Source organism: Candidatus Omnitrophota bacterium (assembly GCA_028707125.1).
In the GTDB taxonomy this organism is placed as follows: domain Bacteria; phylum Omnitrophota; class Gorgyraeia; order Gygaellales; family JAQTUX01; genus JAQTUX01.
The window spans coordinates 20,919-37,812 of sequence record JAQTUX010000001.1; the positions used below are offsets into that span (position 1 = coordinate 20,919).

The window sequence follows — 16,894 nt, forward strand, 5'->3', positions numbered from 1 at the left end:
TCTTCAAATATTTATGTTATTATAACATACGCAACGGAGGAGAAAAATGAAAATAAGGCGCGGTTTTACGCTAATCGAAGTTTTAATAGTTGTAATGGTCATTTCTATCGTGGCGGCGCTGGCCATACCCAATATACTAAGGTCAAAATTGACCGCCAATGAATCGGCCGCCCAGACAACGCTGAAGACCATCGCGGTTGCCTGCGAGAACTACGCGACGGCAAACAACGGCCTTTACCCCGCATCTGAAACACAACTCCTTGAAGCGGAGCCGCCATATCTGAACGGCTCATACGACGGGCAGACGATCCAGGGGTATAAATACGCCTTTAATCTCACGAACGCGAGTTATCTTGTCATTGCCTCGCCTGCCAGCTGCGGGGCGAACGGCTCAAAGACCTATACGATCGTAACCGGCGGGATCCTTACGGGGGCGGACTGCGGCGCCTAAACCACTATATTGACTAATTTTCCGGGGATAATTATAATCTTCTTGAGGGGGGAATCTTTGACCCACTGCCTTACCTTCTCATCAGATAAAACGGCTTTCCTTAAATCCTCTTCGCTGATATCCGGGCTCACTTCAACTTTAGAACGCACCTTGCCGTTCACCTGCACTATTATCGCCGCGATATCCGCCTTAAGCATGCCTTCCTCATAGGAAGGCCAGCCCGACTTAAAAACACTGCCTTTCTCGCCTAGCATCTGCCACATCTCCTCTGCCAGATGCGGGATAAACGGCGCCAGCAGACATACCAGAGCCCTTACAGCGGCTGATTCTGTCTTGCTCTTTATCTCCACCTTATCGCCCACGCTTTTATATATCTCATTGACCAGTTCCATGCAGGCGGCGATACAGGTGTTGAATTTAAAACCGCCCTCCATATCATCGGTTATCTTCTTTATTACGCTGTGCGTCTTGCGGGCCAGATCCTTGTTATCCGGTCCTGCCTTGACGCGCGCCTGGCTTGAGGCCTCGACTAATCTCCAGAGCCTGCTCACAAATCTGCTGGAACCTTCTATGCCCCTGTCATCCCACTCAAGCTCTGCCTCAGGAGGCGCGGCAAACAAAATGAATAGCCTTAAGGTATCTGCCCCGTATTTCCCGATCACTCCGTCGGGGTCAACAACGTTACCGCGCGACTTGGACATGACCTCGCCTTCTTTCAAGACCATGCCCTGCGTAAGCAAGTTAACGAACGGTTCATTAAAATCTATCAGCCCCAGGTCCTTGAAAAATTTAGTGAAAAAACGGGAATAAAGAAGATGCAGTATGGCATGCTCTATGCCTCCGATGTACTGGTCAACCGGCATCCAGTGTTTGGCCTCGCCCTTGTTGAATATCTCTTTTTTGTCTTTTGGCGAGCAAAACCTCAGGAAATACCAGGAAGAATCAAAGAATGTCGCCATTGTGTCGGTCTCGCGGCGGGCAGCCGATCCGCATTTGGGGCATTTTACCTCAACAAAACTCTTCACCTTTCCTAACGGCGAACCGCCCTCGCCGCTGATCTTGACCTTCCTGGGCAGCTCAACCGGCAGGTCCTTCTCGGGAACCGGTACAATGCCGCATTTTGAGCAGTATATAATCGGGATGGGCGTGCCCCAGTAGCGCTGGCGGGAGATCAGCCAGTCGCGCAGGCGCCAGTTTACCACGCGCCTGCCAATGCCTTTTTGTTCCATCCATTCCGCGATCTTTACCTTTGCCTCGTTGTTGGGCAGTCCGTCAAACTGCGCTGAATTTACCTGAACACCGTCGGCCTCGTATGCCTCAGAAAGATCTTCTGCTCTGATATTCTGATCCTCTGATCCTCTGATAACTATCCGCATGGGCAGATTGTGTTCTTTAGCAAATAGAAAATCCCTCTGATCATGCGTAGGCACCGCCATGATCGCGCCTGTGCCGTATTCCATAAGCACATAATCGGCGATCCATATAGGTATCTCCTCGTTGTTCACCGGATTTATGGCGTAGGCGCCTGTGAATACGCCTTCCTTTTTTACGTCCTGCGAGGCGCGCGCGACCTTCGTCTCTTTGGCTACCTTACTAATAAAGTCAAGATCCTGCTTCTCCTGCTGCCTGCCTTTTATGAGCTGTTTTACCAATGGATGCTCCGGAGCAAGCACGATGTAGGTCGCGCCGAAAATAGTATCCACGCGCGTGGTAAATACCGGGATCGTCTGGCCGCTGTCTTTTGCCTTGAAATATATCTCAACCCCCTCTGAACGGCCGAGCCAGTTTTTCTGCATCGCCACAACCCGCTCCGGCCATCTGCTCAACTGGTTTAAATCCTCTAATAATCTCTCCTGATATTCGGTGATCTTCAGATACCACTGCTCAAGCTCCTTCTGCGCCACTTCATTCTTGCAGCGCCAGCATCCTCCGTCTATCACCTCTTCGTTGGCAAGGGTTGTCTCGCAGGACGGGCACCAGTTTACGCTTGAGGCCTTCCTGTAGGCAAGCCCGCGCTCAAACATCTTCAGAAATATCCATTGGTTCCAACGGTAATATTCCGGCAGGCAGGTGGAGATCTCCCTGCCCCAATCGTAGGAGAAGCCCATGCGCTTAAGCTCCGCCTTCATCCACTCAATACATTTAAGCGTCCAGGCCTCCGCGTCGGTATTGTTTTTTATGGCGGCGTTCTCCGCGGGCTGGCCAAAGGCGTCAAAGCCGACAGGATGCAGGACGTTAAAGCCGCGCATCATCTTGTAGCGGGCGATCACGTCGGCAATGGTGTAGTTGCGCACGTGGCCCATATGGATCTTCCCCGACGGATAAGGAAACATCTCCAGGCAGTAATATTTCTTCCTTTTACTATCCGGCCTTACGGAATATGTCTTATCCCTCTGCCAGCGCCTCTGCCATTTTTCTTCGATCTTTTTAAAATCGTATTTCATAGCGAAACCAGCCTGCGCACCGCCTCTACGTTGCGCCTGTCTTCCCCTTCTTTTCTTTTTGGAGTTTCCAATATAAACGGCACATCTCTCAACTTGGGATGATTGACGATCCTGGCAAAGCCCTCCAGGCCTATCCTGCCCTTACCTATGTGCTCATGCCTGTCGTAATGAGAGCTCAGCTTATCCTTCGTATCGTTAAGGTGTATCAATTTTATCTTGCGCGGGCCTATCAGGGAATCAATTTCTGAAAGCATCATTTCCAACCCCTCTTCGCTGGCGATATCGTATCCGGCGCAATAAGCGTGACAGGTATCAACGCATAAGCCGACGCGGCTTTTCTGCGCCACAGATGATATAACCTCTGCCTGATGTATGAACTTATACCCCAGCCAGCTGCCTGAACCCGACGTGTTCTCGAGCAGTATGGTTACGCCCGTATCCTCGGTGGACTCAAGTATCCTGTTTATGCCCCTGATAAGCCGCTTCAGGCCCCGCCTCTCCCCTGACTTCTTATGGCTGCCCATATGCGTAACAAGATACTGCGCGCCCAGGGCCTCTGCTTCGCGAATATCCGCTATATATGTCTTTATCGACTCGTAAAAAAGCTTATTAAAAGGTGAGGCCAAATTCGCCAGATACGGTATATGCACAAAAACCGGCCTGATCCGGCTCTGCTTGACCCTCTTCCTGAACTCCTCTATATCCTCTTTAGCTATGCTGCCGCGGCGCCATTCGCGGGGCGAGCGGGAAAATATCTGCATCGTGTTGATTTTAAGCGCGTTGGCCCTGTCAACCGCCTCGTAAATCTTCCCCGCGATAGAAACGTGAACCCCCAGCCGCAGCATTATGGAACAATTATATCACGCCGTCACAAGAAATCTTAAACTTTTTTGCAAGTAAAACGCTGATTCTTACGTCTTATATAGTAGAGGGGGTGAAAAAATGGTTGATTATGCTACAGAGGCTGTTTCTGGAATGATCCTGGAAGCAAGAGGCCAAAAGGTAATGCTGGACAAGGATTTAGCGGTGCTTTATGGTGTAAAGACAAAAAGGCTGAATGAACAAGTCAGAAGAAACAAAGACAGATTTCCCGAAGATTTCATGTTTCAGCTTACAAAAGAAGAGGCCCTGAACTTGAAATCGCATTTTGCGACTTCAAGTTTAAGGTCGCAATTTGCGACCTTAAACAGTATTAAACCGGAGGACTCTAAAAGAGGCAAACATATCAAGTACCTACCACTAGCCTTTACAGAACAGGGTATTGCTATGCTCTCAAGCGTGCTCAATAGCAAACGAGCAATACAGGTTAATATATTGATTATGAGGGCATTTGTTCAGTTGAGACGCGTGCTTCTAACTCATAAGGAATTGGCGGTAAAGATTGAGGCATTGGAAAGGAAATACGCGGAACATGATAAAACCATCAAATCAATATTTGAAGCAATTAAACAATTATTGGAACAACCTGGGGAGAAAGAGAAAAGAAGGATTGGTTTTCATGATACTTAACGAACCCGTTGCCTTGTGCGGATGAAAGGCACTACGCTCGCTATTTTGCTTGTTGGATAGGTCCTTCGTCGCTCGCTTACGCTCGTTCCTCAGGACCATTTTTCCCGATGGGTAAACTAGAGGAAAAATGGAGCTGGAGGGATTTGAACCCTCGACCCCTTGCATGCCATGCAAGTGCTCTCCCAGCTGAGCTACAGCCCCAAAAATTCTACCTGTATAAAATGCCGGAATTTTTGGATTAAATAAAGCGGAACTAAGATTTAAGAGCTAAGAACTAAGATAAATTCAGATACTTTACCAGCTTGTCCCAGGTGCGGCTGCCCATTACTCCGTCGGCATTCAGGCCGTTTGCCTCCTGGAATTTCTTTATCGCCTCTTTGGTGGCCGTGCCTATCTGGCCGTCTATCGGGCCTGTATAGAAGTTGGCGTTCTTTAATGCCTGCTGGATTTCCGCTGCCGTGGGCATTTTTATAACTACCTCCTTCTCTATTTTGGGCACGGCAGTCAATTCTTTCTCTATGGCCCCTATCTTGTCTTTTAAGGCGATATTCTCTGCTTCCATCTCTTTTATCCGCGCCTGCAGCGAGGCCATTTGCTCCGATTGCGCGGCAAGCTGCTCCTCTTTTTTATTATCCAAAGTAACACAACCAGACATCAATAAAGCCAAAATAAACAGGAAAAAAGCGCTCTTTTTCATCGATCTCCTTTCTTTGAAAAGCTTATTATATCTATTTTTTACCTGTTTGACAAACGGTATTTTCAATGCTATATTCCTATTTATCTCGTATATTTTATGTTGCCGAAGTGGCGGAATGGCAGACGCGGTAGCCTCAAAAGCTATTGAGGGCAACCTCATGAGAGTTCAAGTCTCTCCTTCGGCATTAACAAAATAACATGGCAGAAAATAAAACAACCTACCAATGGAGCCCAGAATTAGCCTATATTGTAGGCCTGATAACTACTGACGGTTCCCTCTCTTGTGATAGGCGCCATATTACTATGGTATCGCGTGACTTACAACTGCTTAAAACTTTTCGTAAGTGCCTCAACCTAAGAAACCGGATAAGCAAACGCAAACAATACAAAAACCGCCCAAACCCTAATTATCAAGTCACCTTCGGTAATGTATCTTTTTATCACTGGCTACAGAAAATTGGATTAATGCCTAATAAAACCTATAATCTCAAGGAACTTTTAGTGCCAAAAAATTACCTTGCAGATTATCTTCGCGGGTTTATAGATGGTGATGGTTCAATTTTTACTTATGCCGATCGATATATGTGCTATAAAGGAAAACACTATACATACAAACGCCTTTATGTCGCATTTAATTCCCTAAGTAAAATACATCTATCTTGGATAAAATCCAACTTAGAAGTACTGTTGGGATTGAAGGGCGGATTCGCTAAGTGGAGCAATAAACATAGCACCGCGCCTCTCTGGACTCTGCGGTATGCTAAAAATGATTCGCTTAAATTGCTTCCCTGGATTTATTATAAAGAGGATTTACCTTGCCTTAAACGCAAAAGAAAAATTGCCGACAGATTCTTAAGAAACTTGCGAGTTAATTCCGATTTACAAAATTAATCCTGATTCTCTCCCTCGGCACTAAATTGGGTAAGGCAGGCTGATAAATTCATTTACCCTGGCTGTGTCTGTATTTTATTACTCTTACTTTCTCCAACGTAACCAGCCCCTCCGTTACCGCTTCATCAAGGAAAGGGATAAGTTTATTAAGGTTTTCTTCGGTATCTACCAGTTCAACGACTATCGGCAGATCTTCAGAGAGGCGTAATAGCTTTGCCGTATGCATGCGGCTGTCCGCGCCAAAACCCATAATTCCACGGATCACCGTAGCGCCTGCCAGATTAAGTTCCCTCGCCTTAAGGACGATCTGCTCATAGAGCGCTTTGCCCTTGTATTGATCCGTCTCTCCGACAAAGATACGCAATAACATCCCTTCTTCAGGCAGTTTCATTTACGCCACCCCCTTCAGATTAGCCATCAGGAACCTGGCCGCCGCAAAACCGGCAAAGACCAAAGCTATGCCGATAATATTGGATGCCAGGATATTGATAACGGCGATCTTGAATTCGCCATCCCGGATCAGATTAAAATTTTCCAAACTGAACGTTGAAAAAGTGGTGAACCCTCCGAGGATGCCGATAAATATGAACATTCTTACGGTCGGCGCGACTGCCAACCGCTCAAAAATACCCCATAAGAATCCGATCACCAGAGAACCCGCGAGATTTACTACGAGCGTGCTTACGGGAAAGACTCCGTTTGAAAATCTGTAGTCAATGCCGGAAGCGATATACCTGAGAAGCGTCCCCGCGGCTCCGCCTAAAGCGATAAAAAATAACCTCAACATAAGTTGACCCCTCCTTCTTTATCCGGTAGGAGTTATCAGCCCTGTTGAGGCGGTTAAGAGGCAAACCCCATTGCCTGCTTTTGAATGCCTTGGAAAAAATCAGATATCGCTCATTATTATATTATTTCTTTTCCGGATCGCAATACAAATTTAACAACCTGTGGCAAACCACTCCCTTGTTCTAAGGCAGACCCTGACCAGCAACAACATGACAGGCACTTCTATAAGCACGCCGACTACGGTTGCCAGGGACGCCCCGGACGACAAGCCGAATAATACCGTAGACGTGGCTATAGCCACTTCAAAATGATTGCTGGCGCCGATAAGCGCGGACGGGGCAGCGTCCCGATATCCCAACTTCAGCCATTTCGCCAGCAGATATGTGATCGCGAATATCAGGCAGGTCTGTATGAGGAGCGGCACGGCGATAAGAAAAATAACCTGCGGCTGGCTGATAATCAAATCACCCTTAAATGAGAATAAAAGTATCAGCGTAACCAGCAGCGCTGCTATGGATACCTCTGTCAAATAATGTATAAATCTTTCCTCAAACCATTTAAATCCCTTTTTGGCAATAATCCATTTGCGCGAATAATACCCTAAAAGCAGGGGCAGGCCCACATAAATTACTACCGATAACACTATTGTCTGCCAGGGTATGGGCATCTTATTCACCCCTAAAAGCCAGCCGCCCAGCGGGGCATAGAGGAAAAGCATGGTCAGCGAATTGATCGCCACCATAACCAGCGTGTGGCCGCCGTTGCCTCTGGATAGATGGCCCCAAATAAGCACCATCGCGGTGCAGGGGGCGATGCCCAGCAGTATGCAGCCGGAGATATACGAACGGTAAAGTTCAACTCGCGAGCCGTCTTTGATAATTTCCAACCCGGGAAGCCAGCCCTTGAAGATCCCGCCTAAAAACAGCGTGGCGATGGCAAGCATGGTAAACGGCTTGATGCACCAATTGACAAACAATGTCAATATAACCGGCTTCGGCGCCTTGCCTGCCTTGACAACCTCGGCAAAATCTATCTTTACCATGATCGGGTACATCATAAAAAACAGGCATACCGCTATAGGGATGGATACCTGGTAAACAGAAAAACTGTCCAGCCGCACTGCCAAAGCCGGGAACAACCTTCCCAGCAGGATGCCCGCGCCGATACATCCGGCAACCCACAAGGTAAGATATTTCTCAAAAAAACTTAAACGGCGCTCTTCATGGATGATGTGCTCCATAAGACCTCCTTAGAAGAACTTTAATACGTAGGCCACCATATAATATACTCCCACTAACACGAATGTTAATCCGGTAACTATTCGCATATAATGCTCTAACCTTGTCAGCTTATGGAACCAATGGCTTAATGAAGTAACGCCCGCGGCAATGGCAACAGCAAAAATTAACACCGGAATTCCTGTGCCAATTCCATAAATAAAGGGCAACGTTACCCCAAATTTAGATTGAAGCGCAAGCGGAATGAGACTGCCGAAAAAAAGCGCCGCTGATACCGGACAAAACGCGAGGGCAAATATTGCTCCTAATAAGAATGCTCCCGGGACACCGGCTTCAACAAGTTTATTGTGATGCTTTTGGGACAGCGATAACCCCGGAAAATTTATCTTAATTACATCCAGCAATATTAACCCCGTAACAATCAGAATAGGCCCTAAGGCTTTGACCATATATTTCTGTAAGAACTGCGCTACCAGAGGAATACTCAAGATTGAGTTGATAAGAATAAACCCGAGTATCGCATAGGTGATCATTCTCCCTAATGTATATGCGATACCGGAAAGTAAAACAAAAAAGGGGTGGGCTATCTTCTTGGATAAAAACGATATGGCTGCCACATTGGCGGCTAAAGGACAAGGGCTGATAGATGTCAAAATCCCCAGCCACAATGCCGATGCAAAACCTATAAATATCTCTGTCATTCAGCTTCCTTCAAAAAAACGGCGACCCCGCTCTTTACATAATCTATAAATCTCTGCTTATTGCCGGCATACTCCCAAATCTTATCAAGATTTTTCCATTTAATTTCCTTGCCGTCTTTGACTAGAGATAAAATAAGCGATTTGGTGTAAAGCTTGTATTCGCTCGCGTAATGCTCGTTGCCTTGGTTTTCTACATTTATAACCTTAAACTCCAGCTCCCCGGAGGAAAGAGCATCCTTAAAATTATCCTCTATGGCTTCCTTTGAATACTGTTCCAACTTATGGCAGGTAGGGCAGCGGAAGTCCCCATGGAAGTAATACGCGATAACGCGGCCGGCTGGTTTATCGCCGGCACCCTGCGCAAAAGCAGAACTACCGTAAAGAAAAACCGATAAAATAAAAAGTAGCGTGCAAATCTTGCGCATTTAATTCACCGAGATCCATTTTTTTATTTCATCCGGAGCGGGAATCCTGCCCGCGGCTTTTATTTGGCCATCTATGGCAATAGCCGGGGTTGACATAAGCCCGTAATCCGTAATTTTCTGTATGTCTTCTACTTTCACTACATCTGCCTGCGCATTTGCTTCTTTTACCGCGGTTTGCGCGTTCTCATAAAGTTTCTTGCATTTTGGGCAACCCATACCTAAAATTTCGATTTTCATCTTATCCTCACTTCTATTTTTTCACTGCCGAGATTTTTATGCTTACTATCGCGTCTTGAGCAGATTCAAGATTATTAAACATTGCATCAACCGGATAACTTGACTCGCTCACTACCTTTATATCTTGAAATCCTGCCTGTTCGATAAAACGCAGATATTCGTCCTTCTTAATCGCTCCGGCAAGGCATCCCACATACGCCTCAACGGACTCTTTAATCTCCTTTGGTAAATCCTTTGCCAACACCAGATCTGAAACCATCATCCGGCCGCCCGATTTCAGCACTCTATGCGCCTCTCTGAATACCATCTCTTTATCCGGCGAAAGGTTAATAACACAATTTGATATGATCACATCTATTGAATTATCCTCTACCGGCAGTTTCTCGATCTCTCCCAGCCGAAACTCCACATTGGCATAGCTGCCTTTCTTGGCATTCTCCTTGGCTTTAGCGATCATTTCAGGCGTCATGTCAACGCCGATGACCCTGCCGGTTTTGCCGACACGCTGAGCCGACAAAAACGCGTCAAACCCGGCGCCGCTTCCAAGATCCAAAACAATATCGCCTTTTCGTAATGAAGCCACGGCAACCGGATTCCCGCATCCGAATCCTAAATTCGCTCCTTCCGGAACAGTGTTCAATTCAACATCGCTATACCCCACTTTCTTACTGATATCTTTCGTCTGCGTTACGCCGCCACAGCAAGAACTTGAAGAACAGCATGAACCGGTCGGGCAGCAAGATGTTCCCTGTTTGGCTGCTTTAGCATAGCCTTCTTTTACTATCCGCTTTATGCCCCTTGGCTTTCTTTCCATCTCCCCTCGCTATTTAACGATAAATCCAAAAATCATACCACTAAGGGTTGCCATAACAATAACCAAGCCAGCATAGACAACGGTCTTTTTCGTCCCTATGATCCCCCGGATAACCAGCATGCTCGGTAAACTCAAGGAAGGGCCTGCAAGAAGAAGCGCGAGCGCAGGCCCCTTGCCCATGCCAGAGCCGATCAGCCCCTGTAAAATCGGCACTTCGGTTAAAGTGGCAAAATACATAAACGCGCCCACTATTGAAGAGAATAAATTGGCAAAAAGGGAATTGCCGCCCACCAACTCCGCTATAAACCGCGAGGGGATCATCCCCTCTTGACCCGGCCGGCCCAGCAGAAATCCCGAAGCCAGAACACCGAATAGAAGAAGCGGAAAAATTTGTAAGGCGAAATTCCAAGTAGCCGCTGCCCACTCTTTGATCTCGCCTTTTTTAAACCATCTGACAATGGTAAAAGCAAGCATCAGGAAAAAGAAACCGGTGATCCGCCATTTATGGATATAAATATCGGCCCAGAGACCTGAACTGCCATCTAAGGGCTTCCCCCAATTGGCAAATACAAGTATGGCTACCATGGAGAAAAAATATATGATATTTTGCCATAAAGGATGCCTCTCCTTATCGTCTTCAAATTGCAGACAACCGCTTTCATGGCGCTCGCGCTCTTCCTTAAGAAAGATAAAGTGCATAATAACGCCTATAATAATACTGAACAGGACCGAACCAACGGCGCGCGCCAGCCCTAACTGCCATCCCAGGACACGAGCGGTGAGTATTACAGCCAACACATTTATTGCCGGGCCTGAATAAAGAAAGGCGATGGCCGGGCCAAGCCCCGCGCCGCGCTTATATATCCCTGAGAACAGAGGCAAGACAGTGCAGGAACATACCGCTAAAATAGCGCCTGAAACAGAAGCAACCCCGTAGGCAAGGGCCTTGTTTGCCTTGGCCCCGAAATACTTTATTACGGATGCCTGGCTTATAAAAACGGAAATGGCTCCGGCAATGAAAAAAGCCGGCACAAGGCATAAAAGCACATGCTCTCTCGCGTACCATTCCGTAAGCGCCAATGCCTCGAAAATCGCGTTATAAAAACGCGCTATCATTGCCTGACTCCTTTCCTGAAATTATCTCGTGCGGTAGACGCGGTAGTCAACTTCGGGGAAGAGATTGTAGTGCTCCATCCGCTCATTCAGCCACTCAACGTCAATGCTGTTGCCGTTGATCATATCATAGAGCGAATTGAAACTCTCTATGTGGTCCTTTATGCGCTGCGAGGCGTAGCCGATGAAGACGTTCGTCTTCATCATGAACGGCCAGTCGCTGGCGCCGGCAAGAAGCAGCTCGCGCGCCAGGTGATTCAGCGCCTTCTTCAGGTCGCCGGATGCGTGGGAAAACTTATTCGCCATTTCACTCATCCGCTCGATCATCATATGTATGTGGGGATAGATCCAGTCATTAGATCCCTCAAGCCAGACCTCACTGTAACCCTTCCAGCCCCAGCTGGAGAAAGACGGCGTCACCACCTGGAACCTGTCGTATAACTTCAGGTATTCCGCGGGCGTGATCAGCTTAAAGACCTTCTGGTCATAACAGGTCTTGCGTATCACGAAATTAAGCCAGTCAATGCCCTCAAACCACCAGTGGCCGAACAGCTCCGCGTCATAAGGAGCGACTATGACGGGTTTCCTGCCTAACCTGCCGTGCAGGTATTCGATCTGCTTCTCCCGGTTGAACACAAAATTACCGGCGTGAGAAGCGGCTGTTTCTCTCGCCCAACCGGTATCGTAAAGGTCTTTGGAATCTGTCTTGCCTGTGATCCTGTGGTATTTGATCCCGGTATGCATCCTTGTGCCGTCGCCGTTGAGGTAGGGCCGGATATAGCCATAGTCCAGGTCGTAGCCGATATCCCTGTAAAAATCTCTGTAATTAGCATCTCCCGGGTATCCCTCTTTCGCGCTCCAGACCGCCTTGGATGTTTCCATGTCCCTGCCGAAGGCGGCAACTCCGGATTTGCAGAAATAGGGATTATACACGCCGAAACGCGGCCGCGGCCTGGCGAACAATATGCCGTGTGTGTCAAGGATAAAATACTTTATGCCGAACTCCTTCAGAATATCATCCAGTCCGGGGTAATAACCGCATTCGGGCAGCCATACCCCGCGCGGATTGTGGCCAAAGATCCTGCTGTAAGTATCAACCGACGCCTTTACCTGCGCCCTTACCGCCTGCGGATACATCTCTATTGAAGGCAGGAAAGGATGCGTGCCGATGCAAGACATGATCTCCACTTTACCGCTTGAGTCAAACTTCTTGAATGCCTCCAGCAGCCGGCCGTGGTATTTATCCTTGTAGATATATATGGAATCTTTAAATAAATCGTTATACATCCTCGCCAGGCGGTTAAGCCGGCTGTCGCCTTTTGTGCGCTCTATTTCCTTGTAAGAAAGATCGATCAGCGACTCAAGCTTATGTCTGTAGCGCTCGTTTAAGAGCGTGTCTTCCATCATTGACATAAGCGTGGGGCTTAAGGAGATCGTGAACCGGAAGTCAACGCCGTCCTGAAGAAGGCCGTCCAGCATCCTTATCAGGGGGATGTAGGTCTCGGTGATGCCTTCGTAAAACCAGCTCTCCTCCAGAAAGGACGCGTGCTCCGGATGCCTTACAAAAGGAAGGTGCGCGTGCAGTATGAATGATAAGTAACCCTTTTCCATATTTATTATACGAGTTTAAGAGGCAGGATGATCAACCTATCTCAACATATGGCTTGCCAGGCTGAATACACCGCCGGAGGATATCCATTCCTCAATACGCTTATGAAAAAGCTCTTGTAACTCAAGCGAACTCTTGCCCACCACGTCTATGCCGCAGGAGGCGCCGAAAAGCCGCATATATTCTTCTTCGGAGAGCATCCATTCTTCATCAAGCATGTCGGATATGCCGAAACGCGGCGTGTTTACGATGTTGGAACGCGCCAGCGCGTAAAAACCCCCTTCCCGGCTGACAATGCCTATTTCAACCAACACCCGCCTTTCGGGGGCGCCGACATCCACGTACCAGTTACGCGCCATATTCTTGAGCGTTATATCAAAATATTTCGCCCTGGCTAAGGTATCAAGGCTGTCCAGGCCAGTGATGTCGTATACGCGGATAACAGACCGCTCAAAATGCTGGCCCTTTTTCTCGATCTCTTCCCTTACGGCCTTCTCCCTCTGAGGCGTTATCTCCCAGTAAGCAAAGATCCACCAGGGGTCCCTGACCATTGCCACGATCCTGTCCTTGCCGTATTCCCAGGGAAGATCGATCTTGCGCGAGATATGCTTCTGTTTACGGAAGGTCTTGAATTTGGCGATCTCTACCTGCGTCTGATCCTGATTAAAGCCGTTTTGCTCAGCCATATTTATCACCCTCTCTCATTTAAGTATACACCATTTAACCCTTAAATTCCAGTCATTACCCCTGCTGAAGTCCGGCTTCCATCTGGGGAATATGCAGGAACACTGGTAGTTCAGCTCGTATGCCTTCTCCGACTGAGAAACTGTCTCAACAGGAAAATACCAGACATCCAAGGGTTTCTGGGAAAACAATAAGCTGACGCTGAATCCTTCCTGAAAATCCTTAATGCCGAATCTCGCGGGCGCGTAGGCCGCGCCTGATGCCTTGATGCCCGCGCAGGCGTTATCGTCAGAAACATACTGATATCTGTCCGCGTTCAGATAGGGCATGGTAAGGTTAAGCTCCAGGCCGAAAAGCGCGCCCACATCAAGATCCCCCGTCTTCTTAAGCGTATAGCAAACCTCTATTTCCGCTCCGGATCTGACCTCTATCCGCTTTGACAGATCTATCTTTGAAGACAACACATCTGACCCGCGCTTTAAGATAACTGCCCTGTCCTTCTTTACGACAGTATAGGCACCCCGGGCAAAATCCCCTAATTCCTCATAGTTAGAATTCATAAAATCGTTTAATCGAAGGCCGTCCCTGACAAAATAATTTCTCAGGGAGTATCTGGGGAATTTATCGTAAACAAGATGCTCTGTGACGCCCGCGTCGACTGTCTTGTAGTCCTCATGGATCGTCGCTACCTTAGCGCTGCCTTCCTTATGAAGCGCCTCCAATATCTTATGATGATACGCCTCCTTCTTCCTTGAAAGCGTATTGAGCAGATTGAAGGAAAGCGGCTTATAATCCAGCTCCTTGATAACGGCTCCCTCGTCCGGGTCAAGGCAGACAAATAGATCCCTGTCTTCTATTATAACCTCCTTCTTCCCGTCTGAATCAAAATCTATCTGTTTAATATCAAGCCAGGGCGCGCCTTTCGGGTGCAGGATGCCGTCGGTGATCTTCTCCGCCGCTATAAGATGCTGGTATACGGCGCTCCTTAAATGATAGAGATAAAGCCCGCCGAACACGCCGTGCCAGTAGCCGCAGTTGCACTGGCCCTTATACAGTTCTTTCTTTGCCTCCTTCAACTGCCTGGCGGCATCGCCTTTGCATTTCTTCTCCAGGCCGTTGATCCTGGCGCTTACATAAAGCATCTTTTTGTGCATCTGGTTTGTCTCGGGATACTTGGAGAGAAAATTAAGCCAGGAGCCGCCCGACCACTCCATCATCTCCTCGTATGAACCAGGGTTGATCTTGAGCGCGCCCAACGGCTGATTGTTATTGAGGTGATCCGAGAGTTTTATCGTCTCTATCCAATCACGGTTCTGAAGAAGCGCCTTGAAAAAGTTTTCCAGCCAGAACTCTTCAAAAACCCATTTATGCGTGCCCGGCCATTCGCCGAATTTCTCGCCGTCATCTCCGTAGACAAAGATGATCCCTTCTCTGCCCGCGGCTTTAGACCTGAAGTAATCTATCGCCTCCTGCGGAAGCCGGAAAGGTATCATATAACGCAGCTGTTTATCGGAGGGATAAACGGCTATGGCTTCCTTTGCCCTGCCCGTCAAAAAGAACCCGAATGTATCTTCCTTGCCCACGCCTGAATTCAGGAAATGATTGTCGTCCAGGATAGAATAACGTATGCCGGAATTATGGATAGGGCCGGCGAGCGACGGCTCCCATACGCGCTCCGGTATCCACATCCCCCGTGGATCCGTCCCGAACCTTGACTTTATATAATCGGACATCATCCGTATCTGGCCGGTGATGTCTCTCTCGGGTATGGCCGTAAGTATGGGCTCGTAATATCCGCCCGACATCATCTCTATCTGCCCGGATGAAACCATGCCCGCTATCAGGTCAAGGATCTCGCTGTGCTCCTCTTCAAAATAATCCAGGAGGCATCCGGAGATATGGAAAGTCATTTTTATCTCCGGATAACGCGACAGGGTGTTTAAAAAAGGCGAGTAACAGAGCCGGTATGCCCTCTCGATAACATACTTAAAATTACCTGTCGGCTGATGGAAATGGACAGCCATGCCGAGATAGACCTTAGCCATAACACTCCCTACATAAAAAGCAATTTATCCCGTATTTTATCGGCGATATCCCTGGCGACAGGCACTTTGCGGTAGAGCCGTTTTTTGGTCTGCTCGGAGGCGTCTGAGGACTTTATGGCTTTGTAGGCGTTAAGGATGACCTCTTCCTGAAGCATAAGGCCCCTGTTGATCATATTGATGTCCCACATGCCGCGGCCTCGGCTGGCCCACCAGAACTGACAGCTGTGCAGGGCCTTGTCCAGGACAGCCCTTGCCACCTCATAGAAACGCCTGCCGGCGTCCTTATCTGCCATGTCAAAGGCGCGCCCCGTTAATTCAAAGCATATCTTAAGGTGCTCCCACTGCAGTTCATGGACGGGATTATGATGGTCTTTCCAGAGGATATAATAATTCTTATGGTGCATGTCTTCCTTTGTCGTGCTCCAGGAAGACGGGTGAGGCGGCCTTGACTCCTTCGCGGGAAACTTCTCCATGACCTCGCTTACGCTGACGATCTTAACCTTATCTTTAGCGGCGCCTGACTCTGTCATGGCGAATACCTCCGACAAGAACAGCTTTTCCCAGTCGCGGATATGATGGCCGAATGTCTCGGCGTCCATCGCTGTTATAACATAGGTATCTTCTTTATCTCCGGATAGATTGATCAGCTCGGCGATAAACCCCCCGGCATCCAGGTTGCGGAAGCTTATCTTATTGCTTATAATATCGTCCCTGTAAAACACGCTGATCTTAGACGGGCCAAAGCTAACCTCGGAGACAAAATCCATGGGCCACTCTCCCGGACAGGCGATGCCGCTGATCAGCATCCATTTATAATCCATGTCGCAAAGCAGTTCCGCGACCGCGTCAGAATAGCACATCTCCGGCGGGAAAAATCCGGCGGGACGGTATGACTCGCCGAACAACCTGAGGTTGGCGCTGTTGTTTAATTCTATCTGCCTTTGCGCTTCTTTGGGCGGGATGAGAGGAAGTATCGCGTGGTATTTTGACGAATCCACAAACTCGATCTGGCCCCGTTCGGCCAGGCGCCTTATGGCGGCTATGACGTCGGAGGCGCCGTGGTCATCCAGCATCTCTGTGAGCACGCCGCAGATATTTATCGTGAGTTTCGCGTGAGGGTGCGCCGCGAGCACCTTAAAAAGAGGCCGGTAGGACTCATCGCATATCCTTTTTAAGACCTCATGGAATTGAGTAGGCGGCTGGTAAAGGTGCAAAAAGGGGGCCCAGTATATCATTTCTCCTGATACCTGT

Annotated in this window: 18 protein-coding genes, 2 tRNA genes and 1 riboswitch; of the genes, 4 read left to right on the top strand and 16 right to left on the bottom strand. The window is 48.3% G+C overall.

The window, feature by feature from the left end:
* The first annotated feature begins 46 nt into the window (after positions 1-46).
* Positions 47-451: a type II secretion system protein gene (locus PHR44_00130; GenBank protein ID MDD4909082.1), complete on the top strand. Its 405-nt coding sequence runs from the start codon at positions 47-49 to the stop codon at positions 449-451.
* Here PHR44_00130 and leuS read toward each other — a convergent pair.
* Entirely contained in the window at positions 448-2,895 is a 2,448-nt protein-coding gene (gene leuS, locus PHR44_00135) for a leucine--tRNA ligase (GenBank protein MDD4909083.1), read from the bottom strand. The two genes, PHR44_00130 and leuS, sit on opposite strands and share 4 nt — an antisense overlap.
* Entirely contained in the window at positions 2,892-3,740 is an 849-nt protein-coding gene (locus tag PHR44_00140; GenBank protein ID MDD4909084.1) for a deoxyribonuclease IV, read from the bottom strand. Before PHR44_00140 ends, leuS begins: the two co-directional genes overlap by 4 nt.
* 97 nt (positions 3,741-3,837) lie before the next feature.
* On the opposite strand from PHR44_00140, the gene PHR44_00145 reads away from it, so the two are divergent.
* On the top strand, positions 3,838-4,404 hold the full coding sequence (locus PHR44_00145) for an ORF6N domain-containing protein (GenBank protein MDD4909085.1): 567 nt from the start codon (positions 3,838-3,840) through the stop codon (positions 4,402-4,404).
* Between the two features lie 128 nt (positions 4,405-4,532).
* Here the strand turns inward: PHR44_00145 and PHR44_00150 are convergent.
* Positions 4,533-4,605 (bottom strand) — tRNA-Ala (locus PHR44_00150).
* A 73-nt stretch (positions 4,606-4,678) separates the two neighbouring features.
* Entirely contained in the window at positions 4,679-5,101 is a 423-nt protein-coding gene (locus PHR44_00155) for a peptidoglycan-binding protein (GenBank protein ID MDD4909086.1), read from the bottom strand.
* Between the two features lie 101 nt (positions 5,102-5,202).
* On the opposite strand from PHR44_00155, the gene PHR44_00160 reads away from it, so the two are divergent.
* Positions 5,203-5,285, top strand: a tRNA-Leu gene (locus tag PHR44_00160).
* 13 nt (positions 5,286-5,298) lie between these two features.
* A complete protein-coding gene (locus tag PHR44_00165) occupies positions 5,299-5,991 on the top strand; it encodes an LAGLIDADG family homing endonuclease (protein MDD4909087.1) in 693 nt (230 codons plus the stop codon).
* A gap of 49 nt (positions 5,992-6,040) precedes the next feature.
* On the opposite strand, the gene PHR44_00170 is transcribed toward PHR44_00165, so the two are convergent.
* The 12 genes from PHR44_00170 to PHR44_00225 form a co-directional block, all read right to left on the bottom strand.
* Positions 6,041-6,382: a DUF190 domain-containing protein gene (locus PHR44_00170; GenBank protein MDD4909088.1), complete on the bottom strand. Its 342-nt coding sequence runs from the start codon at positions 6,380-6,382 to the stop codon at positions 6,041-6,043.
* On the bottom strand, positions 6,383-6,778 hold the full coding sequence (gene crcB / locus PHR44_00175) for a fluoride efflux transporter CrcB (GenBank protein MDD4909089.1): 396 nt from the start codon (positions 6,776-6,778) through the stop codon (positions 6,383-6,385).
* Between the two features lie 19 nt (positions 6,779-6,797).
* Positions 6,798-6,862, bottom strand: a riboswitch (Fluoride riboswitch).
* A gap of 66 nt (positions 6,863-6,928) precedes the next feature.
* Positions 6,929-8,017 carry an ACR3 family arsenite efflux transporter gene (gene arsB, locus PHR44_00180; GenBank protein MDD4909090.1) on the bottom strand — a complete coding sequence of 363 codons (1,089 nt, stop codon included), beginning with the start codon at positions 8,015-8,017 and terminating at the stop codon, positions 6,929-6,931.
* A 9-nt stretch (positions 8,018-8,026) separates the two neighbouring features.
* Positions 8,027-8,716: an aromatic aminobenezylarsenical efflux permease ArsG family transporter gene (locus tag PHR44_00185; GenBank protein MDD4909091.1), complete on the bottom strand. Its 690-nt coding sequence runs from the start codon at positions 8,714-8,716 to the stop codon at positions 8,027-8,029.
* Positions 8,713-9,141 (bottom strand): nitrophenyl compound nitroreductase subunit ArsF family protein, encoded by a 429-nt coding sequence (locus tag PHR44_00190; protein ID MDD4909092.1) that lies wholly within the window; start codon positions 9,139-9,141, stop codon positions 8,713-8,715. The genes PHR44_00185 and PHR44_00190 overlap by 4 nt, the downstream gene beginning before the upstream one ends.
* On the bottom strand, positions 9,142-9,378 hold the full coding sequence (locus PHR44_00195; protein MDD4909093.1) for a thioredoxin family protein: 237 nt from the start codon (positions 9,376-9,378) through the stop codon (positions 9,142-9,144). It lies immediately after the preceding gene.
* A 13-nt stretch (positions 9,379-9,391) separates the two neighbouring features.
* Complete coding sequence (arsM, locus tag PHR44_00200; protein MDD4909094.1) at positions 9,392-10,192, bottom strand: arsenite methyltransferase; 801 nt, start codon at positions 10,190-10,192, stop codon at positions 9,392-9,394.
* A gap of 9 nt (positions 10,193-10,201) precedes the next feature.
* Positions 10,202-11,308 (bottom strand): permease, encoded by a 1,107-nt coding sequence (locus tag PHR44_00205; GenBank protein MDD4909095.1) that lies wholly within the window; start codon positions 11,306-11,308, stop codon positions 10,202-10,204.
* 21 nt (positions 11,309-11,329) lie between these two features.
* Positions 11,330-12,916 (bottom strand): DUF1957 domain-containing protein, encoded by a 1,587-nt coding sequence (locus PHR44_00210; GenBank protein MDD4909096.1) that lies wholly within the window; start codon positions 12,914-12,916, stop codon positions 11,330-11,332.
* A gap of 36 nt (positions 12,917-12,952) precedes the next feature.
* Positions 12,953-13,600 carry a DUF4912 domain-containing protein gene (locus tag PHR44_00215; protein MDD4909097.1) on the bottom strand — a complete coding sequence of 216 codons (648 nt, stop codon included), beginning with the start codon at positions 13,598-13,600 and terminating at the stop codon, positions 12,953-12,955.
* 15 nt (positions 13,601-13,615) lie between these two features.
* A complete protein-coding gene (locus PHR44_00220) occupies positions 13,616-15,643 on the bottom strand; it encodes a DUF1926 domain-containing protein (protein MDD4909098.1) in 2,028 nt (675 codons plus the stop codon).
* A gap of 8 nt (positions 15,644-15,651) precedes the next feature.
* Positions 15,652-16,878, bottom strand: coding sequence for a hypothetical protein (locus PHR44_00225; protein MDD4909099.1), 1,227 nt, complete (start codon positions 16,876-16,878; stop codon positions 15,652-15,654).
* Positions 16,879-16,894 lie beyond the last annotated feature (16 nt).